The organism is Agrobacterium sp. NPDC090283 (assembly GCF_044769685.1).
Taxonomy (GTDB): domain Bacteria; phylum Pseudomonadota; class Alphaproteobacteria; order Rhizobiales; family Rhizobiaceae; genus Agrobacterium.
This window is the reverse complement of record NZ_JBIVYG010000019.1, coordinates 26,233-49,419: the sequence shown is the minus strand read 5'-3', so window position 1 is coordinate 49,419 and position 23,187 is coordinate 26,233. Positions and strand designations below refer to the sequence as shown.

Below are 23,187 nucleotides of genomic sequence, written 5' to 3'. Positions count from 1 at the left end.
TTGCGTTCAGGCGTCTTCCGGCCTGTCTTCCGGGTTGAATTGGCTGATGGTGATCCAGCGCGCGGTGAGCGCCGGCTTTTTCTCGTTTTCGATTTCCACCGTCACGTCATAGGTCGTCATCAGCATGGCCGCGCCGCGAAAACGCGCTTCCGCCAGCGTAAAACGGCCGCGCACCCGCGCACCGCTTTTTACCGGCGTGACGAAACGGATGGTATCGAAACCGTAATTGATGCCCATGGTCTGCTCACGAATGCGCGGCAGGGCGTCGTAATTCAGCGCCGAAAGCAGCGAGAGTGTCAGGAACCCATGGGCGATGGTGCCGCCGAAGGGGCTTTCCGCCTTGGCGCGCTCCGGGTCCGTGTGGATGAACTGTTCATCCAGTGTCGCTTTCGCGAAGGCGTTTATCATCGTCTGGTCAACGGTGATCCAGTCGGAAACACCCATTTCCGTGCCGACGCGGCCCTTCATCTCCGCCAGCGCAATTTCTTTTGTCATGGTACCTCGTCCGCATTGTTTAGAGCGACTTATACGGCTCGTGACGCGAAGGGATCAACCGCGCAGATAAAACACCACGGAACGGGCGGGCAGGAAGGCGGGGTTGCCGAAATCCGTGCCGATGGCGCTCCAGCCATCGCCGGGCAGGGTGAAGGGAACGATCCCGCGGCCGCGATTGATGAGAACGGCAAGCTCGGCGTCTTTGCCGGTTTGCCGGTCCGGGGTGGAAAGCAGCATGGCGAAGGCCTGTCCATCCGGCCTTTCCCAGTCTGTAACCGTCATCGGTTCTCCGCCCGGGGCAAGCCATGTCACGTCGCCCTTGCCGGAGAAGAATCCACTCTCAGAAAACACACCGAAACGTTTGCGCAGTGCGGCGAGAAAAGCGGTGTGGTCAATCAGTTCCGGGACAAGCGATGACCAGTCGACCCAGTTGATCTCATTGTCCTGGCAATAGGCATTGTTATTGCCCTGCTGGCTACGGCCGCCCTCGTCGCCAGCCGTCAGCATCAGGGTGCCGCGGCTGACGAAAAGCGTGGAAAGCAGCGCTTTTACATCCGCAAGACGGGCGGCGACAATTGTGGGGTCGTCGGTCAGGCCTTCAAAGCCATTGTTCCAGGAATGGTTGTCATTATGGCCATCGCGATTGTTCTCACCGTTCTTTTCATTGTGCTTGCGTTCATGGCTGACGAGATCGAACAGGGTGAACCCGTCATGGGCGGCAAGGAAATTGACGCTGCGGCTTTTTAGGCGGCCATGGCGGGAAAAGATCGGCGAGGAGCCGGACAGCGCATTGGCCAGCGCCCCGGTCGTGCCGGCATCACCACGCCAGAAACGGCGCAGGTCATCGCGGGCGCGGTCGTTCCACTCCAGGAAGCTTTCGGGGAAATTGCCGAGCTGATAACCGCCGGGGCCGATATCCCAGGGTTCGGCGATCAGCAGGCGGTCGTAAAGCAGAGGGTCCGAATGCATGGCGGCCAGCGTTTCGCTCGCCATGTCGAAACCCGCCGTCGTTCGTCCGAGCACGGGTGCGAGGTCGAAACGGAAGCCATCCACGCCGGCATAAAGGACGAAATGCCTGAGGGAATCGATGATGAGCTGGCGAATATAGGGGTGGTCGCAGGCGACCGTATTGCCGGTGCCTGTGTCATTGACCAGCACACCCGGCTTTCCCGGCGGGTGGCGGAAGGCGGTGAGATTATCGAGCCCGCGCAGCGACAGGATCGAGCCTTCGATATCGCTTTCACCCGTATGGTTGAAGACCAGATCGAGAATGACGCCGATGCCTTGCGCATGCAGCGCCGCAACCGTGTCGCGCAGCTCCCGCACCCCACCGGGGCAGAGGCGCGGATCGAGCGCCATGAAACCGACCGGATTGTAACCCCAGGCATTGGAAAGCCCGAGTGGCGGCAGGTGGCGTTCGTCGATCCAGGCGGTGATGGGCATTAATTCCACCGCATCGACGCCGATTTTTTTCAAATGCGCGAGAATGGCGGGATGAGCAAGTGCGGCGACGGTGCCCCGGATGTCCTTCGGCACGTCAGGATGTCGCTCAGTGAAGGATTTGACGGCGAGCTCGTAAATCAGCCCGCCTTCGGCAAAAAGCGGCGGCTGGCGTTTGACCGGCTCATGCTCGCAAAGGATTGCCTTCGGCATGATCGCGCCGGTCTCCGCACCAAAGGCATAAAGCGAGGGATCATGCTGGAAGGGGCTGTCGATTTCGGTGGCATAGGGGTCGAGCAGCAACTTTGCGGGATCGAACCAGAGGCCGTGTTCGGGGGCGTAAATGCCGTGGGCGCGAAAGCCGTATCGCGTGCCGGGGCCGGCCTCGGCATGCGTCAGCCGATGAACATCGTCTTCGCCGCGGACCATCGGCAGGCGCGCCGTCTCTTTTTCGCCGGTGTCATCGAAGAGGCAGAGATCGATGTGGGAGGCATGCCGGGAATAGACCGTGAACTCCACTCCGTTTTCCGTTCGGGTTGTGCCTTTGGGGAAAACGGGTGGTGTCTGCATGATCTGTCTCCGATAGACTATTGTTTCTTCTCAAAGGCATCGCAGGCTTGGAGCATGCTGCTCCGGTCACCCCAAACTTCGAAAAGGGCTGAAACCTCTCCTCCGTCATGCTCGGGCTTGACCCGAGGAGCCACAGCCCGGCCGCACTATGGATCCTCGGGTCAAGCCCGAGGATGACGCCAGGTGTGGCGGGGGTTGCGTCACCCCGACATGCCCTGCAAACGCAGATGCCCTGCAAGCGCCGATGCCTTGCAAACGCATTGTATGCGCGTCACGTCTCTCCAGACGAAACCAACGCGTGGCTACCTTACGTAATGACGCTCGGTTCGCTGCGGCCGGTATGGGCCTTGATGCCGGCGATCGTATCGGCAACGGCAATCAGGTCGGCGAGCGCCGTCTGCGTTTCGATACCGTGACGCGCTGCATCCGGCTCGTAACGCTCGACATAGAGGCGCAATGTCGCGCCCGCCGTGCCGGTGCCGGAAAGGCGCAGCACGATGCGCGAGCCGCCCTCGAACAGGATGCGGATGCCCTGATTTTTGCTGACCGACTGATCGACCGGGTCGTTATAGGCAAAATCATCCGCCGCCGCGACCTTCAGATTGCCGTAGCTGGTGCCCGGCAGCGTCGCGAGCTTTTCGCGCAGGGCGGTGACCAGCGTGTTGGCGGCGTCCGAATCCACTTCTTCATAGTCGTGGCGGGAATAATAGTTGCGGCCATATTCGGCCCAGTGCCTGGCGACGATGTCCTTCACGCTTTCCTTGCGCGCGGCGACGATGTTCAGCCAATAAAGCACGGCCCACAGGCCATCCTTTTCGCGCACATGGTTCGAGCCGGTGCCGAAGCTTTCCTCGCCGCAGATGGTGACCTTGCCGGCATCCATGAGATTGCCGAAGAATTTCCAGCCGGTCGGCGTTTCATACATGCCAAGGCCGAGCTTTTCGGCGACACGATCCGCTGCCGCACTTGTCGGCATGGAGCGGGCGATGCCGGAAATGCCGGCGGCATAACCGGGCGCCAGTCTGGCATTGGCGGCGATGATCGCAAGACTGTCGGAAGGCGTGACGAACATGCCCTTGCCGACGACCATGTTGCGGTCGCCATCGCCATCGGAAGCCGCGCCGAAATCGGGGCCTTCCGGGCTCATGACGTCGTCATAAAGCTCCTTGGCATGGACGAGGTTCGGGTCGGGATGGTGGCCGCCGAAATCCGGCAGCGGTGTTGCGTTGCGGACAGAACCCTTGGGAGCGCCGAGGCGTTTTTCGAGAATCTCGACGGCATAGGGGCCAGTGACCGCGCTCATGGAATCGATGACGACCTTGAAGCCGCCGGCGATGAGGGCACGAATGGCGTCGAAATCGAACAGCTCTTCCATCAGGGCGGCATAATCGGCAACCGGGTCGATCACCTCGACCGTCAGCTCATCCACCTTGAAGCTGCCGATCTTGTCGAGATCGATATCGGCGGCATCGGAAATTTTATAATTGTCGATGACCTTCGAGCGGGCATAGATCGCATCGGTGATCTTTTCCGGCGCGGGGCCGCCATTGCCGATATTGTATTTGATGCCAAAATCTTCGTTCGGGCCGCCGGGATTGTGGCTGGCGGAAAGTACGATGCCGCCGAAGGCCTTGTATTTGCGGATGACGTTGGAGGCGGCAGGCGTGGAGAGAATGCCGCCCTGGCCGACCAGCACCTTGCCGAAACCGGCAGCGGCGGCCATCTTGATCGCCTTCTGGATGACTTCGCGGTTGTAATAACGGCCGTCGCCGCCGATCACCAGCGTCTGGCCCTCAAAGCCCTCGAGCGCGTCGAAGATCGACTGGATGAAGTTCTCGGCGTAATTTTCCTGGGCGAAAACCGGCACCTTCTTGCGCAGGCCGGATGTGCCCGGCTTCTGGTCCTGATAGGGCTTGGTCTGAACGGTCTTGATCATTGTTTCAATGGCCTTTCGAAATAAGCTGGCTGTAAAGCGCGGCGTAAAGACCGGCGCTCTTTTCCCAGGAAACATCGGATTTCATCCCGAGTTTCTGCATTTGTGTCCATAGTTTCGGGTCGTGGTAATAACGGACGGTCCGGCGGATCGCCTGTTTCAGACCATCGAGCGTGACGGGCGAAAATTGCACGCCGGTTGCCGATTTATTGGCGATGGCGGCATGGTTGGCGTCGATCACCGTGTCGGCAAGGCCGCCGGTGCGGGCGACGACCGGAATGCAGCCATAACGCAGCGCATAAAGCTGGGTGAGACCGCAGGGTTCGAAACGCGAGGGAATGATGATCGCGTCACAGCCCGCCTGCATCAGATGCGACAGTGGTTCGTTGTAACCGATGGCGACACCGACACGGCCATGGTGGCGGGATGCCGCCGCCAGAAGCGCGCCTTCCAGCGCCACATCGCCGGCTCCCAGCACCACCAGACGGCCGCCGAGGGAAACGATCTCGTCCACGGCTTCGGCCATGAGGTCGATGCCCTTTTGCCAGGTGAGGCGGGAGATGACGCAGAATAGCGGGCTGTCATCGTCATCGATGCGGAAATGCTCGGCGACGGCCTTCTTGTTCAGGGCGCGGTTCTTGAGATTGGCGGCGGAATAATTGTCGTGAATCAGGTGATCGGTGGCCGGGTTCCAGACGTCCGCATCGATGCCGTTGACGATGCCGTGCAGCACATGGGCGCGGCTGCCGATGACGCCGTGCAGGCCCATGCCGAATTGCGGGGTGAGGATTTCCTCGGCATAGGACGGGCTGACGGTGCTGAGCGCCCATGCCGTCTGCAGGCCACCCTTGAGGAAACTCACATCGTTATAATATTCGACGCCCTCCATGCCGAAGGCATGGGCGGGAAGGCCAAGCTTGCTGAAGATATTAGCGCCGAACTGGCCCTGAAAAGCGATGTTGTGAATGGTGAGAAGGCTCGGAATCTCAGGCGTTTCGGCATAACGCATATAGACCGGCGCGAGAGCAGCCTGCCAGTCATGCGCATGCACCATGTCCGGCCGCCAGCCGGGAAGGACGCCGGCGGCAATGCGGGCGGCTGCCAGCGACAATGCCGCAAAGCGCTTCCAGTTGTCAGGATAATCCTTGCCGGTCTGGTCGAGATAGGGGCCGCCGGAGCGCTCGTAATAAGCGGGTGCATCGAGAATGAGGAGGTCCAGCCCCTCATGCCGCACTTCGAGAACATCGGCCTTTTCACCGAGCAGATCGGTGAATTCGAAACATTTGACGGGGTCCGTCACGGCGGCTTTCACCGCCGGATATCCGGGTATCAGTGTGCGCGTCGTGACGCCATGGGCTTCGAGCGCGATGGGGAGCGCGCCGGCAACGTCGGCGAGCCCTCCGGTCTTGATCAGGGGATAGATTTCGGATGAAACCGAAAGGACATTCATGGGCTCTACAGGTCCAGCTTGTCGATCATCGATTGGGTGATAAGGCAAATGCCGTTTTCAGTGCGGCGGAAACGTTTGGCATCCAGTTCTGGGTCTTCTCCTACAATCAGTCCTTCCGGAATGACCACGCCATGGTCGATGACGACATTGCTGAGCTGGGCATGACGCCCGATCTTCACGCTCGGCAGTACTACGGCATTCTCAAGGCGGGAGTATGAATTGGCGCGCACGCCTGTGAACAAGAGGCTGCGATTGAGCGACGCGCCGGAAATGATGCAGTCGCCGGAGACGACCGACGACACGGCCGAACCGCGGCGGTTCTCGTCATCATGCACAAATTTCGCCGGCGGGGTGATTTCCGCATAGGTCCAGATCGGCCAGGACTTGTCGTAAATGTCGAGGTCAGGCACCACATCCGTGAGGTCGATATTGGCCTGCCAATAGGCATCGATGGTGCCGACGTCGCGCCAGTAGGGACCGTGCTCGAAATCCGAACGCACGCAGCTGTCGGCGAAGCGATGGGCGACGGCCTTACCGTGCTCAACGATATAGGGAATGATGTCCTTGCCGAAATCGCGGCTGGAGGTCGGGTCGGCGGCGTCGCGGCGCAGCGCTTCCATCAGGAACTTCGTGTGGAAGACATAAATGCCCATGGAGGCGAGCGCAAAACCTTCATTGCCGGGAATGCCGGGTGGATCGGCCGGCTTTTCGATGAAATCGATGATCTCGTCTTTTTCGTTCACATGCATCACGCCGAAGCCGGTCGCTTCCATGCGCGGCACTTCCAGGCAACCGATCGTCACGTCGGCACCGGAATCGACATGCTGCTGCAGCATGTATTCGTAATCCATCTTATAAATATGATCGCCGGCCAGGATGACCATATATTCCGGCGCATAGGGCTCGATGATGTCGATATTCTGGTAAACGGCGTCGGCGGTACCTTCATACCATTGCGTTTCGGAAACGCGCTGGGAGGCCGGCAGAATGTCGAAGCTCTCGTTACGTTCAGGGCGGAAGAAGTCCCAGCCGCGCTGCAGGTGGCGGATGAGGGAATGTGCCTTGTATTGCGTGGCGACGCCGATGCGGCGAATGCCGGAATTGAGCGCGTTGGAAAGCGCGAAATCGATGATGCGCGCCTTGCCGCCGAAATAGACGGCGGGTTTTGCCCGGCGGTCCGTCAGCTCCTTCAGGCGGCTTCCTCTGCCGCCCGCGAGGACATAGGCCATTGCATCACGCGCCAAAGGCTGAACTCTTTTTTCCGACATGGTGTCCTCCCTTTCTGTCTGTCAGTTTTCCGGCTCGAGCATGATCGTGGCCAGCGGCGGCAGGACGAGCATCGTGCCGATTTCTCCTCCGGCATCGACCGCCTGAACGCGTCCGCCATTTCCCTTGCCGCTGCCGCCGTAAATTTCGGCATCGGTGTTGAGAATCTCCCGCCACCGCCCGGCAATGGGAAGCGGCACATAATAATTTTCCCTGTAAACCGGGGTGAGATTGCAGATGACGGCCACGGGCTTTTCACCCGGCGCCATGCGCAGCCAGGCGAAGACCGAATTGTCGTGGTCATCCACCACCAGCCAGCGGAAACCCTCCGGCTCGCAATCGCGGGCATGCAGGGCGGCTTTGGATCGATAGGTGAGGTTGAGATCGCGCACGAGGCGGCGCATGCCCTCATGCATCGGATATTGGCGCAGGTTCCAGTCGAGAGCGCCCTTTTCGCTCCATTCGCTCCATTGCGCGAATTCCTGGCCCATGAACAGCAGCTTCTTGCCGGGATAACCCCACATGAAGGCATAATAGGAGCGCAGATTGGCGAATTTCTGCCAGTCGTCGCCGGCCATCTTGGCGATCAGCGATCCCTTGCCGTGCACCACCTCGTCATGGGAGAGCGGCAGCACGAAATTTTCGCTGAAGGCGTAAAGCAGGCCGAAGGTCAGTTCCTGATGATGGAACTTGCGATGCACCGGCTCGCGCGAGAAATAACTCAGCGTGTCGTGCATGAAACCCATGTTCCATTTGAAACCGAAACCGAGGCCGCCTTCGTGGACCGGCTGGGAGACTTTCGGCCAGGAGGTGGATTCCTCGGCGATCGTCATGACGCCCGGATGGGTGCCGTAGACGAGGGAATTCATCTTCTGCAGGAAACGGACGGATTCGAGATTTTCCCGCCCGCCATATTCGTTGGGGATCCACTCGCCTTCCTTGCGGGAATAATCGAGATAGAGCATCGAGGCGACCGCATCGACGCGCAGGCCGTCGAGATGGAACTTCTCGGCCCAGTAAAGCGCATTGTTGATGAGATAGGACATCACCTCGATGCGGCCGAAATTGTAGATGGCCGTGTTCCAGTCGGGATGAAAACCCTGGCGCGGATCGGCATGTTCGTAAAGCGCGGTGCCGTCGAACCAGCGCAGCCCGTGTTCGTCAGTGGGGAAATGCGCTGGAACCCAGTCAAGCAGAACGCCGATGCCGACCTTGTGGGCGCCGTTGACGAAGCGGGCAAAACCCTCCGGATCGCCGAAACGGGCGGATGGGGCATAAAGCCCCGTCGTCTGGTAACCCCAGGAGGGATCATAGGGATGTTCGGTGATCGGCAGGAATTCGATATGGGTGAAGCCCATATCCGTACAATAGGGAATGAGCTGGGCGGCGAGTTCATCCCAGCTGAGGAAGGTGCCGTCCTCGCGGCGCTGCCAGGAACCGGCATGCACCTCGTAAATGCTGATCGGCTGGCGGCGCTGGTCCACCTGCGCCCAATGTTCGCGGTGGGCCTGGTCTTCCCATTTCTGCGTCAGTTCCGGCGCGGTGACGGAAGCGTTCTTCGGCCGCAACTCGGCACGGCGGGCATAGGGATCGGCCTTCAGCGGCAGAAGCTCGCCGTTCGCACCGAGGATTTCGAATTTATAAGCGCAGCCGGCATAGACGTCAGGCGCGAAGATTTCCCAGATGCCGGTATCCTTGCGGAACCGCATGACATGCCGGCGGCCATCCCAATTGTTGAAATCGCCGACGACCGAGACGCGCCGGGCGTTGGGCGCCCAGACGGCGAAGTGGAAACCTTCGACCCCCTCGAGCTTCAGCGGATGCGCGCCCATCCTGTCGAAGAGCCGCAGATGCGATCCTTCACGGACGAAATAATCGTCCATGGGGCCGAGAACCGGGCCGAAACTGTAAGGGTCGGTCACCGCCCATTCCGCATCATCGCGAGCCGCGCGGTAACGCACCGGCTGGCGCTTTGAAAGATCGATCCGGCCTTCGAAAAAACCGTCGGGGTCGAGCCGTTTCAACTCGCCCACGAAATTTCCGTCCAGCGTCAGGACGGAAACTTCCTCGGCGCCGGGAATGAAACAGCGGGCGGAAAACCCTTCCGGCGTTTCGTGAACGCCGAGAAGGGCAAAGGGATTGGAATGCAAACCGCTCTTGATCGCCTCGATTTCAGCCTTCGTGATGTCGCCAGTCTTTTTCTCTTCGGCCGAATTGAGCGGTTTTTTCATCAGGCTCTCCAGATCTCGGTGGCATATTGGCGGATCGTCCTGTCGGACGAGAACCAGCCCATACGCGCCGTGTTGCGCACTGTCTTGGCATACCAGCTATCCGGATCGCTCCAGATCGTGTCCACTTCACGCTGTGCATTGGCATAGGCGTCGAAGTCGGCGGCGACCATGAACCAGTCGCTGTTGTAAATACCGTCGATCAGGCCGGCGAAACGGGAGCGGTCATCCGGCGAGAAGACGCCGGAAGCGATGGAAGACAGCGCCTGCGACAGCTCGGCCGATCCTTCGATGATCGCGCGGGGATTGTGGCCTTCGGCACGCGCTTTGGCCACTTCATCCGCCGTCATGCCGAAGATGACGATGTTTTCAGCGCCAACATGCTCGAGCATTTCCACATTGGCGCCATCGAGCGTGCCGATGGTCAGCGCGCCGTTGAGCGCGAATTTCATATTGCCGGTGCCGGAAGCTTCCATGCCGGCCGTCGAAATCTGTTCCGAAAGATCGGCAGCGGGAACCATGATTTCCGCAAGCGAAACGTTGTAGTTCGGAATAAACACCACCTTCAGAAGCCCGCGCACGGCCGGGTCGTTGTTGATGACCCGGGCAATATCGTTGGCAAGCTTGATGATCAGCTTCGCGTTGTGATAACTCGGCGCCGCCTTGCCTGCGAAGAACTTAACGCGCGGTACCCAATCCAGTTCCGGATGAGAACGGATCTGGTCGTAAAGCGCCACCGTTTCCACGAGGTTCAGAAGCTGGCGCTTATATTCGTGGATACGCTTGATCTGGATGTCGAACATGGCCGAGGGATCGACGCGGATGCCCATGCGCTGCGCCACCGTATTTGCCAGCCGCACCTTGTTCAGACGCTTCACCTCGGCGAATTTCTCGCGGAAACCGGCATCATCGGCAAAACGGTCGAGTGCTGTCAGTTTTTCCGCATCGTCGAGGAAATCGTCGCCGATTGCCTCGCGCACCAACCCTGTCAGGCCGGGATTGCACTGCATCAGCCAGCGTCGCGGCGTGATGCCGTTGGTCTTGTTGTTGATGCGCTCGGGATAAAGGCTGTGCAGGTCGGCGAAGACCGTTTCCTTCATCAGGTCCGTATGAAGGGCGGAAACGCCGTTGATGGAATGCGAGCCGATGAAGGCGAGATTGCCCATGCGCACGCGCCGCTCGCCGCCTTCATCGATCAGCGAGATGGAGCGGATCTGCTGATCCGCCATCTTCTTTTCCTTGCGGGCATAAACCAGCGTATTGGCGTTGATGGCGTAAACGATCTGCATATGTCTTGGCAGAAGACGCTCGAGCAGCGGCACCGGCCAGCTTTCCAGCGCCTCCGGCAGCAGCGTGTGGTTGGTATAGGAGAAGGTGCCCTGCGTGATCTTCCACGCTTCCTCGAATTCCAGGCCGTGCACATCGCAGAGAAGACGCATCATTTCGGCGATGGAAATGGCGGGATGCGTATCGTTGAGCTGGATCGAGACCTTCTCGGGCAGCGAGGTGAAGTCAGGATATTGTTGCAGATGGCGGCGCAGAATGTCCTGCAACGAGGCGGAGGAGAAGAAGAACTCCTGTCTGAGGCGCAGTTCCTGACCGGCGGGGGTGGCGTCCGCAGGGTAGAGAACGCGTGTCAGGCTCTCCGCCTTGTTGCTCTCGCGCAGGGCGCCGATATGGTCGCCGGCGTTGAAGGCGGCCAGAAGAATGGGGTCGATCGGCTGCGCCGACCAGAGGCGGAGCGTGTTGACGCGGGTGCCGCGCCAGCCGACCACCGGCGTGTCGTAAGCCATGGCGATGACGCGTTCGGCCGGTTTCCAGACGAAACGCTGCGGATCTTCATAACCGCCGATGGTCTCCACCGATCCGCCGAAGCCGATTTCATAGGAGCTTTCGCGGCGCTCGAATTCCCAGGGGTTGCCGTGGGCCAGCCAGGTTTCCGGCAGTTCCACCTGCCATCCATCCGCCATCTGCTGGCGGAAGAGGCCGTGTACGTAACGGATGCCGTAACCATAGGCGGGAATGTCGACGGTCGCCATGGATTCCATGAAGCAGGCGGCGAGACGGCCAAGGCCGCCATTGCCGAGCGCGGCATCCGGCTCCAGCCCGGCGATGACGTCAAGGTCGACGCCGAGCGAAGACAGCGCGTCGCGGATTTCGTGCATCAGGCCGATATTGGAGATGGCGTCGCGCATCAGGCGGCCGATCAGGAATTCCAGCGACAGGTAATAAACGCGCTTGGAATTGTTGGCATAGGCCTTGCGGGTGGATTCCATCCACTTGTCGATGATGCGGTCTCGCACGACGAGGATGGTTGCGGTCAGCCAGTCGTGCGGTTTTGCAACCTTGACGTCCTTGCCGATGCGGTAGGTGAGGCGTTCGATGATTTCCGACGCCATGATTTCCGGGTTGGAACTGCGCGGGGCGGGGCGGGGAAGATCGGCGGCGTTGAGATTATTGATCATTGGTCGGTCAGCACCTTGGTGGGAGGAGAGGGTCTGAGAGGTCGATCCGTGTTGCCTTTGCTGATGCCAGTTTATGCATCGATATGGAGGTGTGGCAACAGCAATTTTTCCGGAAAGTTGAAGAGCGTAGGTTTATGAAAAATAAGACTTTTTCTTCTGCGTTCCAAGGATCGCCGAAGGCATTGCCGGCCCGTTATGCGCCGTTCCCGAACGGGTTTGCATAGTCGTTGCGATGGCGGGCATCGTTCAAGAAAGGGAGAGGGCTTGCAACACTTTTAAATGGTTCACCGGTCCTGAAATCTGTTTCGCTCTAATATTCTGTTTTCCGCTTCGAACCGAAGATCGTGCATATTTCGATCCGACGCCATGGATCACACACTAGCCTTCGCGGCTGCGAAAATTCAATGAAAATAAATGGGGCGTTGCCGCGGCTGCACCGGTCGCGGTCTGTGGCGGTGTGAAAACCGGGAAATACGGTGGTGAAAGCGGATATTTACGGCAGGAAAAAAGGTTGTGTCGTCATTTCCCCGGCGCGGATCGTCACGCTGGTATTCGGCGGAACGGCGCACCAGGGAGTGCAATCGAAGGAAAATGGTTCCGAACTCAATGCAATGCCGTCTTCCAGCCCGCGCCAGTAGAGTGTCGGCGGCTTGTCATCGCTCGACCAGCGGAAGGCGTGCACGCAATCGCCATCCATCAGCACGGCGCTGAACCGCAGCGCGGAGGAGACGCCAGCTGCGCTCATCTTTTCCTGACAGAGGCGAAGGGCGGTGGAAATGGCGCGTACCGGATCGGCATCGAGGCCAAGGCCGGCGGCGATGAGGAAGATCGCCTCGCTGTCGCCGGTGCCGCGCCGGGATGCATAGATATCGTCGGGAATAAGGGAATCGATATCGCGCCGGATCTGCTCGTAACCGCCGATCTGGCCGTTATGCATGAACAGATACTGGCCATGGGAAAAGGGGTGGCAATTGGCGCGGGAAACCTCGCCTGACGTCGCGGAGCGGACATGGGCCATGAACATGCCCGAGCGGAGCTGATGGCAAAGTGCCGCCAGATTGGCATCGGACCAAGCGGGCCTTGTGTCGCGAAAAACGCCGGGCGTTCCCCGTTCGCCATACCAGCCAAGGCCGCAACCATCGCCATTGACAACGGTTTTTGCTTCCCTTGCGGCCATGGACTGGCTGACCAGCGATGCTTCCGGCTCGATCAGCAGGCTGTCGAGCCAGACCGGTTTACCGGAATAGGCAAAGAGGCGGCACATTCATGCGGCTCTGTCGAATGCCTTGTTTCCGAGCGCGAAGCCGACGGCGGCCTTCGCGTGAATGGCGGTCGAATCGTAACCCGGCAACGGCAGGGCGTCGGGGTCGATCAGCAGGGAAATTTCGGTGCAGCCGAGAATGACGGAATCGACGCCGAGTGCGCGGGCCTTATCGATGACCGCGAGATAACGCTCACGCGAGCAGGACTTGATTTCGCCCTGGCAGAGTTCACCGAAGATGATGTCGTGGATCGCTGCCCTGTCTTCCGCATCGGGCACGACCACCTCGACACCGTGGCGGCGCATGCGGTCGGTGTAGAAGCCATGTTCCATCGTGTAGCGGGTGGCGAGCAGCAGCGGCTTGCGACGTCCATCCGCCTTCAGGGCTGCGGCGGTTTCATCGATGATGTCGATCAGCGCGACGCCCGACATTTTTGCCACTTGGTCAGCGACGAGATGCATGGTGTTGGTGCAGATCAGCACGCAATCGGCGCCCGCATTGGCAAGGCGCGCACCGGCAGCACCCAGAAGCGCACCGGCCTCATCCCAGCGATCGGCTTTCTGCAGGGCGACGACTTCGGAAAAATCAAGCGAATGCATGACGATATCGGCCGAGACCAGCCCGCCGCGGCTGTCGCGCACGGCCTCGTTGATCATGCGGTAATAGGTGGCGGTGGATTCCCAGCTCATGCCGCCAATCAGGCCGATGCGTTTCATAAGAGTTCCCTTATCAAGTTTGATTGAAGACAAGAATGCCATCAAGGACACGAAAACGGCATGCGTTTTTTAAAGGATCGCGCAGCAATAATGCAAAAATAACGCGCCTTATGGGAGAATATCGCAAATTTCTTGCGACATCGCGTTAACCGGTGCATTCTTAAGGGATGATTGATGACCGTGACCGCCGAATCCTTGCGATTCTCCAGGAAAATGCCGAAACGCCGCTCGCGGATATTGCGGAGGAGGTTTCACTGTCTTTGTCCGCCTGTTCGCGCCGCATCACGCGGCTGCGGGCGGAAGGTTATGTGACGGGCACGATGGCGTTGCTCGACCGGCGGAAGATCAACCTGCCGACCACGGTTTTCCTGCTGGTGAGAACCGGCCTGCACGCGGAGGACTGGCTGGACCAGTTCCATGCCGCCGTCAGCACGATACCGGAAATCGTCGAGGTTCACCGGCTCACCGGCAATTTCGATTATATTCTGAAACTCGTGCTGCCGAATGTCGAATATTACGACACGATCTACAAACAGATCCTGCGCCGCGTCCAGCTCTACGACATGTCGGCCTATATCTCCATGGAGACGGTGAAGCTGTCGTCCTCGCTGCCGACGACGCATATCTGAGGGCTCATCGAACCTTGATCAGCGCGCTGCCTGGAAACGGACGCCGAAGCGGAAGCTTCGCGTCTCGCCGGGTTGCACGGCAATCGCATCCGCGAGTTCCTGATGGTTGAAGGCATTGGTGGGCGTTTCCACCGGTTCGAGCGCGATGGAGTGCCGCCTGTCGCGGGCCAGCGTGTCGCCAGTGAAGACATGCATGTGCCCGCGCTCCTGCCAGACCGTGAGGCTCGAACCGTCATGACGGTTCTCCAGCCTCGTCTCGCAAAGCCCGTTTTCGGATGCGACCAGATCGGTGAAGCAGACATCGAGCACATGGCCGGCCAGCGGCCCACAGAGAAAGCGGGTGTCGTCCCGTTTGACCATCCCGCCCTGTGGGTCCCGAAGGGGGATCAGGTCTTCGTCTGTTTCAATCACCGTTCGCGAGGGCAGAGTGAGAAGAAGATCGTCGACAGAGGTTATGCCGGGCAGGCGGAAATAGGGATGCCAGCCGGCGGCGAAAGGCAAGGAGCGGTCGCCGCAATTGATGCCGCGTATTTCGAGAGTAAGCTCATGTCCGGAGAAGCGATATTCCACCTCGATGGCGAGACGGTAGGGATAGCCGCTGAAATCCGCAGGCGATATTTCGGTGCGGAAGATGAGGACATGAGCGCCATCTTCTTCGAAAGATTGCGCGAGGGCGAAGGGCAGGGCCCTGGCAAATCCGTGGAAGACGAGGGTTTCATGGGCAAGCACGGGTTCGATGCGGTGCATCTCCCCGCCAAAACTGAAACGGCCATCCGGGATGCGGTTGGTGAAGGGCGCGAGAATGCCGTTTCGGACGCCGTTTTGCGACTGCAGTTCGGCAGGCGTCGAATATCCGTCGACAAGATTTTCGCCTTCGCCGCCATCGGCGGAGAGCGGCCGCCAGCTAAGAAGTGTCGCGCCCTCATAAGCGATTTCGGCAGTAAAACCGTTTCCGGAAACGGTCAGACCGGCAATCCCCGTGCCTGTCGTGGAGGTAGTCATCGGGAAATTGTCCTTTGCATGCCTGCGTCTGCGGTCATCGGGGGCAATTGCCGTGCCGATTCGCCCGATCATCTGCGCTGAAGGACAATTTCGCAATGGCCCGTGGGAACTGTATCAACAGGCTCCTGCCATTCCATGTCTGCCTTGCGATCAGTCCGGAAAGGTGCGTTTTGCGCCGCTGAAAAACTCCATCAGCGCGGCCTGATCCTCTCCGCCCAGCCCAGCCGCCGTCAGCATGCGGTGCACCTCGGCGCAAACCGCCGTCAGCGGCATGGCGGTGTTGGTGCGCCGGGCGAGATCCTGCGCACCGTTGAGGTCTTTCACCATATTGTCGATGCGGCCGGTGCGGCAGTAATCCTTCGCCACGTAACGCGGCATGTATTCCTGCAGGATGGCGCTGTCGGCGCGGCCGCCCTTCAGCGCCTGCGGGATTTTGGCGGCATCGACGCCGGCATCCAGCGCAAGCTGCGTTGCTTCCGCCACCGCAAGGAAGTTCAGTCCGCACAGAACCTGGTTGATGAGTTTCGTCGTTTGCCCCGCGCCGCAGGGTCCCATATGCGTGTAGTTGCTGGCGACATGTTGCAGCACGCGATGCGCATCGGCCACATCCTTTTCGCTGCCACCGGCCATCAGCGTCAATTGCCCGATGAGCGCCTTGGGCGCACCGCCCGAAAGCGGGCTGTCCACCCAGCGCAGGCCCTTTTCGGCAGCATCGGCCGCCAGTTCCTTCGTCGCTTCCGGATCGATGGAGGACATGTCGATGATGAGCGTGCCGGGCTTCGCGCCGGCCGCGACACCATCCTTGCCGAACACGGCGATGCGGACGATTTTCGGTGAATTGAGGCTGAGGATGACCACGTCGGAAACCGAAGCCGCCTCTGCGGCCGTACCGGCGCTCCGCGCGCCGAGGCTGGTCAGCGCCGCCACCTTTTCCGCATCCAGATCGAAAACCGTCAGCTGATTGCCGGTTTCGATGAGCCGTGTGCCGATCGCCCCGCCCATGGCGCCGGCGCCGATCAGGGCGACTTTGTTCTTCTCGGTCATGGTGTTCACGGCCTCCTCCCAAAGTGTCGTGGTGTCGTCGGTTCAAAACCGGATGGCGGCCGCGGCCGGACATCCGGTTTCGGCATTTTTAAAGCGAAGCGGTGATGCCGCCGTCGACGTAGAGAATATGCCCGTTCACGAAGGACGAAGCATCGGACGACAGGAAAATGCAGGCGCCGACAAGCTCTTCGACCTTGCCCCAGCGACCGGCGGGCGTGCGCTTTTCAAGCCATGCCGAGAAGGTCTCGTCCGCCACCAGAGCCGCGTTGAGCGGCGTGTCGAAATAGCCGGGTGCGATGGCGTTGCATTGCAGGCCGTATTTGGCCCAGTCCGTCGCCATGCCTTTCGTCAGATTGCCGACGGCGCCCTTGGTGGCGGTGTAGGGCGCGATGCCGGGGCGGGCAAGGGCGGTCTGGACGCTGGCGATGTTGATGATCTTGCCGCGGCCGCGGCTGATCATATGGCGTGCGGCAGCCTGTCCGGCGTGGAATACCGAGGCTATGTTGGTCTGCAGCAGGCGCTCGAAGGCATCCGCCGGAAAATCCTCGAGCGGCGTGCGGTGCTGCATGCCGGCATTGTTGACCAGAATATCGATGGGGCCGACTTCCGCCTCGAAACCGTCGATAGCCTTGCGCACCGCCTCATGATCGGTGGCATCGAAAGCAAGCGTTTTCGCACCCTTGATGCCGGCGGCGGCGGCTTTCAGCTTCGCCTCGTCGCGCCCGTTCAGCACCACTTCCGCTCCCGCTTCCGCCAGCCCTTGCGCCAGCGCGAAACCGATGCCCTGGGACGAACCCGTGATCAGGGCGCGGCGGCCGGAAAGATCGAACAATTTAAGGCCCACTGTTTCCTCCAGTCTCTCGACATTGCATTCATACAGGTTTATGTTATCGATAACATTCATCCCTTTCAGACGTGGATGTCAAGGCTTAAACGCCCGGTTTCGGTACGGATCGGGCGGGTGGCGAGGCCGCACGGCGTGCAAATGCGCGGAAGGCGGCGGTGACGGGGATGCGGATTATTTTGTCGCGCCGTTGAGGCGCGATGTCGAACGGGAGATATTTATGAGAGCGATTGTTGCCCATGGGGCGAAGGATGTGCGCATCGAGGAGCGGCCGGAGGAAGCGCCGGGGGCGGGAGAAGTGCGGCTTCGTCTGGTGCGGGGCGGAATTTGCGGCAGCGATCTGCATTATTACAACCATGGCGGCTTCGGCGCGGTGCGGCTTCGTGAGCCGATGGTGCTCGGCCATGAGGTTTCCGCCGTCATCGAAGAGCTGGGCGAAGGTGTGGAAGGGCTGAAAGTCGGCGGTCTGGTCGCCGTTTCGCCGTCGCGCCCTTGCCGAACCTGCCGCTTCTGCCAGGAAGGCCTGCACAACCAGTGCCTCAACATGCGCTTTTATGGCAGCGCCATGCCTTTCCCGCATATTCAGGGCGCTTTCCGTGAGGTTCTGGTGGCCGATGCCCTGCAATGCGTGCCGGCCGACGGCCTGAGCGCCGGCGAGGCGGCCATGGCGGAGCCACTGGCGGTAACGCTGCATGCCACGCGCCGCGCCGGCGATTTGCTGGGAAAACGCGTGCTCGTCACGGGCTGCGGCCCGATCGGCATCCTCTCCATTCTGGCTGCCCGCCGTGCCGGTGCGGCCGAAATCGTCGCGACCGATCTTTCCGATTTCACGCTCGCCAAGGCGCGTGAGGCGGGGGCGGATCGCGTCATCAACAGCAAGGATGAGCCTGACGCGCTTGCCGCCTATGGCGCGAACAAGGGAACCTTCGACGTTCTCTATGAATGCTCTGGCGCCGCCGTGGCGCTTGCCGGCGGCATTTCGGCGCTTCGTCCGCGCGGCATCATCGTCCAGCTCGGTCTCGGCGGCGACATGAGCCTGCCGATGATGGCGATCACCGCCAAGGAACTGGATCTGCGCGGCTCTTTCCGCTTCCACGAGGAATTCGCCACCGGCGTCGAATTGATGCGCAAGGGGCTGATCGACGTCAAGCCGTTCATCACCCAGACCGTCGATCTCGATGACGCCATCTCGGCCTTCGAATTCGCCTCGGACCGCAGCCGTGCGATGAAGGTGCAAATCGCTTTTTCGTAAGCGTTTTTGCCGCATGCGAATGTGCCGTCGTTTCGATCGGCGGCGGGTCATTCCGCCGCCGATTTTTTGTGCGCGGTTTTCCGCTCGTCTTCATGCGATGACGATGTTATCGATATCATCGATTAATATGAAGGTATGGACGCAAGGCCACGCTTGATTGTCCGTCATACCGGCCCTGAGCCGGTATCCAGCCAGCCCAAGACCTTGGGCTGAAATGACTCCTCTCGCCGCGCAGACGCGCGTCGGCTGGATTCCGGCTCAGGGCCGGAATGACGGAGGCTGGGGTAAACCCAGCAAACACCGGCTTATCCTGGCAGTACGGAAATGCCGTCGCATATTCGCCGCTGCTGCTGGCCCATTAATGACCTTGCCCTTACCGCTTTGCACATTTTGACGCAGGTCAAAAAGGTGATTTGCCGCCTGTCGTTTTTTGCGTTATCGAAATTTCAGAAATTACTGAAAATTCAGGAAGTGAAGAAATGCCAACCAGCCTGTCCCCGCTCGTTCAGTCCTTCGTGCTGCATTTCGGTGAGATGGGCAGCCGCTGGGGCATCAACCGCACCGTCGGCCAAGTCTATGCTTTGCTTTACATATCGCCGCAGCCGCTCTGCGCGGACGAGATTGTCGAGGCGCTCGGCATTTCCCGTTCCAACGTGTCGATGAGCCTGAAGGAGCTGCAGGCGTGGAACCTTGCAATTCTCAAGCATTTTCCCGGCGACCGGCGGGATTTTTTCACCACGCCTGACGATGTCTGGCAAATTCTCCGTACCCTTGCCGAAGAGCGCAAGAAGCGTGAGATCGATCCCACGCTTAGCGTGCTGCGTGAAATTCTGATGGAGACGCCGGAAAACGAAGATGAGCGGCATGCGCAAAGGCGCATTGACGAGATGAAGACGCTGATCGAGCAGCTTACCGGCTGGTATGACGATGTGAAGCGGCTGGAGACCGAAAGGCTGGCCTCGCTTCTGGCACTCGGTTCCAAGGTCACGAAGCTTCTGGAGGCGAAGGACAAGATCGTTTCCTTTGCCAGACCCCGTGGCACGAAGAAGGACGGGTGAGGAGATCGGCTGTGAGCATATCCGTGGAAATCCGCCAGTCGGCCGATGGTGACGGGGCAGTCTGTCCCGGGCCAATTACGATCCCGCCCGATGCGACGCGGCGGCGCTTCTTCAGCAATGCCAACCGCAAAATCTCCCGCGGCAGGGCTGCCGGGCGGGTGAAAATGACACGTGCGCCGGCGGTGGGGAGATCCGTGGCCCTGCTCCATGTCCTGGCGGCTTTGCTGTGGCTGCCACAGGCGGGTTTGCTTGCCTTTTCCGTCGGAAGAATTGCCGATGGCGTGCCGATGATGGCAATCGTGCCGGCCGCTGCCGCGGTTCTCGTCCTTGGCCTCATCAAGGCCTTCCTGGAAAAGATGGCGGCGCGGCTGTCGTTTCGCGCTGCCCGCACGGCGTTGTCGCAGCGGCGGCTGGAAGCGCTGCAGGCGGTGGCGAAGGTCTCCCCGCTCGATCTGTCGCGCACCGCCTCCGGTGAGGCGGCAGGCATCGTCGCCGAGGCGGCGGAAGCGCTGGTGCCCTATCTTTCCCGTTTCCAGCCGGCGCGCATGAAGGCCACCATCGTGCCGCTGGTTTTCGTGCTGGCGGTCCTGCCCTTCACCTGGATTGCGGCGCTGGTGCTGCTGCTCTCCATGCCCACCATCCCGCTTTTCATGGCGCTCATCGGCTGGCAGGCCAAGGCCGCCAGTGAAAAGCAGCTTGCCGAGACGGGCAATATGAATGCCTTCCTGCTCGATCGCCTGCGCGGGCTGGAAACGATCCGCACGCTTGAAGCCGTCGACCTGACGGCGGAACGCCTGAGCGCCGATGCGCAGAACCTGAAAAAGCGGACGATGGCGGTGCTCAGGATCGCCTTTCTCTCTTCGGCGGTGCTGGAGCTTTTCGCGGCGCTCGGCGTTGCCATGACCGCCGTTTATATCGGTTTTCATCTGCTCGGATTTCTGGATTTCGGGGCCTGGGGTCACAAACTGACACTTGCCGAAGGCCTCTTCATCCTGCTTCTGGCGCCGGCCTTTTTCGAGCCGCTGCGGGAACTTTCCGCCGTCTGGCACGACCGCGCGGCCGGCGAAGCGGCGCTTGATGCGCTCGGCAAATTGACGGAGGGCGGTGCGGCCATAGCCGGCGAGGGCGTGGATGTGGCGTCTTTCCCATGCCCGACGCCCGGCCTTCTGGAGATAGGTAATCTCTCTTTCGCTTACCCGAACGCCTCCCCGGTCATCCAAAATCTCAACCTGACGGTTCAGCAGGGCGAGCGCGTTGCGATTCTTGGGCCTTCCGGTTGTGGCAAATCCACTATACTCTCCTTGATTGCCGGGTTGGCCGAGGCTGGAGAGGGCACGATCAGGATCGGCGGCGTAACGCTCGATAATGCGACGGCGGATGGACTGCGCAGGACGATCGGCTGGGTCAGTCAGAAGCCGTTCTTTTTTGCCGGTTCGCTGAAGGCGAATATTCGGTTTGGCCGTTCGGTTGTCAGCGACGGCATGGTGGAAGAGACGCTGCGCCGCACCGGGCTCGATGGATTGACGCATGCGCGCCGGAATCTGCAGATCGGCGATGGCGGATATGGAATCTCGGGCGGGGAGGCGGTGCGGCTTGCCATTGCGCGTGCTTTCGCAGACCCCGCCACGCAGCTTGTTCTGGCCGATGAGCCGACAGCCCATCTCGACCGGGAAACGGCTGCCCTCGTCACGGAAAACCTGCTGCAACTGGCAAATGGCAGGACATTGATCGTCGCGACCCATGATCCGGTGCTTGCGGCGCGCATGGACAGGATCGTGGATATGACGCCGGTCCATTCGAGGGGGCAGCCATGATCGCGCGTTTTGCGATATTGAGACCCATTATCGGCCTGTTCTGGTCGGCGCGGCGCGGCATGCTGCTGGCGGGCGCGGCTCTTGCGGTAACGACGGTGCTGGCGGGCATCGGCCTTCTCGGCGTTTCCGGCTGGTTCATCACCGCAACGGCCATTGCAGGTCTTCTGCCGGCGACGGCCTATGCCTTCGATGTCTTTGTGCCTTCGGCCGCCATTCGTCTTCTGGCGCTGGCGCGCACCGCCGCCCGTTATGGCGAACGCATGACGACGCATGAGGCAACGCTTTCCGTGCTCGCCGCACTTCGCGAAAGGCTGTTTCGCGGCTTTGCCGCCCCGCAGGCCGCGAAATCCCTGGAGGCAAGGCCCGCCCGCCTGCTGAACCGGCTGACGGCGGATATCGACGCGCTGGATTCGCTTTATCTGCGCGTGCTGGTTCCCGCCGCCGTCGCGATCCTTGCCGCACTCGCGACAGGTCTTGGGCTTGCTTTTCTCCACCCTCTGGCCGGCATTCTGGCGGCGGTTTTCCTCACCGCGGCGGGGCTTGGAATTTCGCTGCGCGCCGCCTTGCAGGCGGAAACATTCTCGCGCCGCCGGGCAGTCGGGCTCGAGGCCCTTCGTGCCCGCACGGCCGATCTCGTAAGCGGACAGACGGAGCTCTTAACCACCGGCCGCCTTTCCGCGCAGGTCGCGGCGGTAAAGCAGGCGGATGACTACCTCTCCGCCTGCGACGGCACCCTGAACCGTATCGAGACCAATGCCGGTTTTTCCTTCGGGGTTTCAGCGGCCGTTCTTTTGAGCGCGGCCCTTCTCGGCATGGCCTGGCTTGCGGAGAAGGGGGCGGTGAGCGCGCCGGCTGCGGCGCTCGGGCTGCTGGTCTGTTTTGCCGCGCTGGAGCCGTTCACGGCGCTGCGCCGTGGGGCGATGGAACTTGGGCGCACGCTGTTTTCCGCACGGCGCATAGCGCCGCGTCTTGCGGCAGCGGTGGAAACTCACTGTCCCGCTACGCCGGTCAGCGGCATGGCGGCAGAGCTCAGAAACGTGCGTCTGGAGCGGGAAGGGAACGGCAATCCGGTCCTGACGAATATCAATCTCGCAATCGCCTCCGGAGAACGGGTTGCGATCATCGGCCAGAGCGGCGCGGGCAAGACGAGCCTCATCCAGCTTCTGGCGGGTGAATTGCGGCCGGCGGCCGGCACAGTCAGCGCCCTGCCGTCCACTCTCATGACGCAGCGAAGCCAGCTCTTCCGCGATAGTATCGCCGACAATCTGCGGCTGGCGAAACCCGCCGCAACCCGGGCCGAGTTATGGGACGCGCTCGAGGCGGCAGGCCTTGCCGAACACGTCAGATCCTTGGGCGCCGGGTTGGAGACGAGGCTTGGCGAGGCGGGCCAGGGGCTTTCCGGCGGCCAGTCTCGCCGGCTGGCGCTCGCCCGTTTCCTGCTCGCCGACCGGCCGCTCTGGCTTCTCGACGAGGTGACGGAAGGGCTGGATGGCGAGACCGCCCGTGACGTGCTCGCCCGGCTGTTTGCGAGGGCAGAGGGAAAGACTGTCGTGATGATCACCCATAATCGCCGCGAGGCGGAATTTGCCGATCGCATCATCGTGCTGAAAGAGGGGCGTCAATTTGATGAATGTCAAAGCGGCACCCCGGAATACGGCGTAGTGCTTGAGACATTGCGCCCGGACTGAGATTTTTTTGAGAGCCGGCGTCGTCTTTGAA

General features: G+C 60.9%; 17 protein-coding genes. 5 read left to right on the top strand and 12 right to left on the bottom strand.

Translation table 11 applies throughout. The features are described from left to right. Positions 1-6 precede the first annotated feature (6 nt). The 9 genes from ACIQUH_RS22830 to ACIQUH_RS22790 form a co-directional block, all read right to left on the bottom strand. On the bottom strand, positions 7-495 hold the full coding sequence (locus tag ACIQUH_RS22830) for a MaoC family dehydratase (protein ID WP_400819310.1): 489 nt from the start codon (positions 493-495) through the stop codon (positions 7-9). Positions 496-549: 54 nt separating this feature from the next. Beyond that, positions 550-2,505: a glycogen debranching protein GlgX gene (gene glgX / locus ACIQUH_RS22825; protein ID WP_400819308.1), complete on the bottom strand. Its 1,956-nt coding sequence runs from the start codon at positions 2,503-2,505 to the stop codon at positions 550-552. A gap of 307 nt (positions 2,506-2,812) precedes the next feature. Then, a complete protein-coding gene (locus ACIQUH_RS22820) occupies positions 2,813-4,441 on the bottom strand; it encodes an alpha-D-glucose phosphate-specific phosphoglucomutase (RefSeq protein ID WP_400819305.1) in 1,629 nt (542 codons plus the stop codon). 4 nt (positions 4,442-4,445) lie between these two features. After that, a complete protein-coding gene (gene glgA, locus ACIQUH_RS22815) occupies positions 4,446-5,888 on the bottom strand; it encodes a glycogen synthase GlgA (protein ID WP_400819302.1) in 1,443 nt (480 codons plus the stop codon). Between the two features lie 5 nt (positions 5,889-5,893). Beyond that, positions 5,894-7,156, bottom strand: a complete 1,263-nt coding sequence (gene glgC / locus ACIQUH_RS22810) for a glucose-1-phosphate adenylyltransferase (RefSeq protein ID WP_400819300.1) — start codon at positions 7,154-7,156, stop codon at positions 5,894-5,896. A 21-nt stretch (positions 7,157-7,177) separates the two neighbouring features. Next, positions 7,178-9,385: a 1,4-alpha-glucan branching protein GlgB gene (gene glgB / locus ACIQUH_RS22805; protein WP_400819298.1), complete on the bottom strand. Its 2,208-nt coding sequence runs from the start codon at positions 9,383-9,385 to the stop codon at positions 7,178-7,180. Next, positions 9,385-11,847 (bottom strand): glycogen/starch/alpha-glucan phosphorylase, encoded by a 2,463-nt coding sequence (locus ACIQUH_RS22800; RefSeq protein ID WP_400819295.1) that lies wholly within the window; start codon positions 11,845-11,847, stop codon positions 9,385-9,387. Before ACIQUH_RS22800 ends, glgB begins: the two co-directional genes overlap by 1 nt. Before the next feature lie 493 nt (positions 11,848-12,340). Then, a complete protein-coding gene (locus tag ACIQUH_RS22795) occupies positions 12,341-13,111 on the bottom strand; it encodes a class II glutamine amidotransferase (protein ID WP_400819293.1) in 771 nt (256 codons plus the stop codon). Beyond that, on the bottom strand, positions 13,112-13,825 hold the full coding sequence (locus ACIQUH_RS22790; RefSeq protein WP_400819291.1) for an aspartate/glutamate racemase family protein: 714 nt from the start codon (positions 13,823-13,825) through the stop codon (positions 13,112-13,114). It lies immediately after the preceding gene. 167 nt (positions 13,826-13,992) lie between these two features. Between ACIQUH_RS22790 and ACIQUH_RS22785 the strand changes: the two genes are divergently transcribed. After that, a complete protein-coding gene (locus tag ACIQUH_RS22785; RefSeq protein ID WP_400819289.1) occupies positions 13,993-14,454 on the top strand; it encodes an Lrp/AsnC family transcriptional regulator in 462 nt (153 codons plus the stop codon). A gap of 18 nt (positions 14,455-14,472) precedes the next feature. On the opposite strand, the gene ACIQUH_RS22780 is transcribed toward ACIQUH_RS22785, so the two are convergent. The 3 genes from ACIQUH_RS22780 to ACIQUH_RS22770 all read right to left on the bottom strand — a co-directional run bounded on the left by ACIQUH_RS22780 (position 14,473) and on the right by ACIQUH_RS22770 (position 17,344). Continuing rightward, the gene (locus ACIQUH_RS22780; RefSeq protein WP_400819286.1) at positions 14,473-15,456 is read right to left on the bottom strand and encodes an aldose 1-epimerase; all 984 of its coding nucleotides are present in this window, start codon (positions 15,454-15,456) and stop codon (positions 14,473-14,475) included. A 150-nt stretch (positions 15,457-15,606) separates the two neighbouring features. Then, entirely contained in the window at positions 15,607-16,500 is an 894-nt protein-coding gene (locus ACIQUH_RS22775) for an NAD(P)-dependent oxidoreductase (RefSeq protein WP_400819451.1), read from the bottom strand. Between the two features lie 88 nt (positions 16,501-16,588). Then, positions 16,589-17,344 (bottom strand): SDR family oxidoreductase, encoded by a 756-nt coding sequence (locus ACIQUH_RS22770; protein ID WP_003522158.1) that lies wholly within the window; start codon positions 17,342-17,344, stop codon positions 16,589-16,591. 220 nt (positions 17,345-17,564) lie between these two features. On the opposite strand from ACIQUH_RS22770, the gene ACIQUH_RS22765 reads away from it, so the two are divergent. From ACIQUH_RS22765 to cydC, 4 genes are all read left to right on the top strand, one after another. Continuing rightward, positions 17,565-18,596 carry an L-idonate 5-dehydrogenase gene (locus ACIQUH_RS22765; protein ID WP_400819283.1) on the top strand — a complete coding sequence of 344 codons (1,032 nt, stop codon included), beginning with the start codon at positions 17,565-17,567 and terminating at the stop codon, positions 18,594-18,596. A gap of 479 nt (positions 18,597-19,075) precedes the next feature. Then, entirely contained in the window at positions 19,076-19,654 is a 579-nt protein-coding gene (locus ACIQUH_RS22760) for a GbsR/MarR family transcriptional regulator (RefSeq protein WP_400819280.1), read from the top strand. Positions 19,655-19,671: 17 nt separating this feature from the next. Next, entirely contained in the window at positions 19,672-21,468 is a 1,797-nt protein-coding gene (cydD, locus tag ACIQUH_RS22755) for a thiol reductant ABC exporter subunit CydD (RefSeq protein WP_400819448.1), read from the top strand. After that, positions 21,465-23,156: a thiol reductant ABC exporter subunit CydC gene (gene cydC / locus ACIQUH_RS22750; RefSeq protein WP_400819278.1), complete on the top strand. Its 1,692-nt coding sequence runs from the start codon at positions 21,465-21,467 to the stop codon at positions 23,154-23,156. The genes cydD and cydC overlap by 4 nt, the downstream gene beginning before the upstream one ends. Positions 23,157-23,187 lie beyond the last annotated feature (31 nt).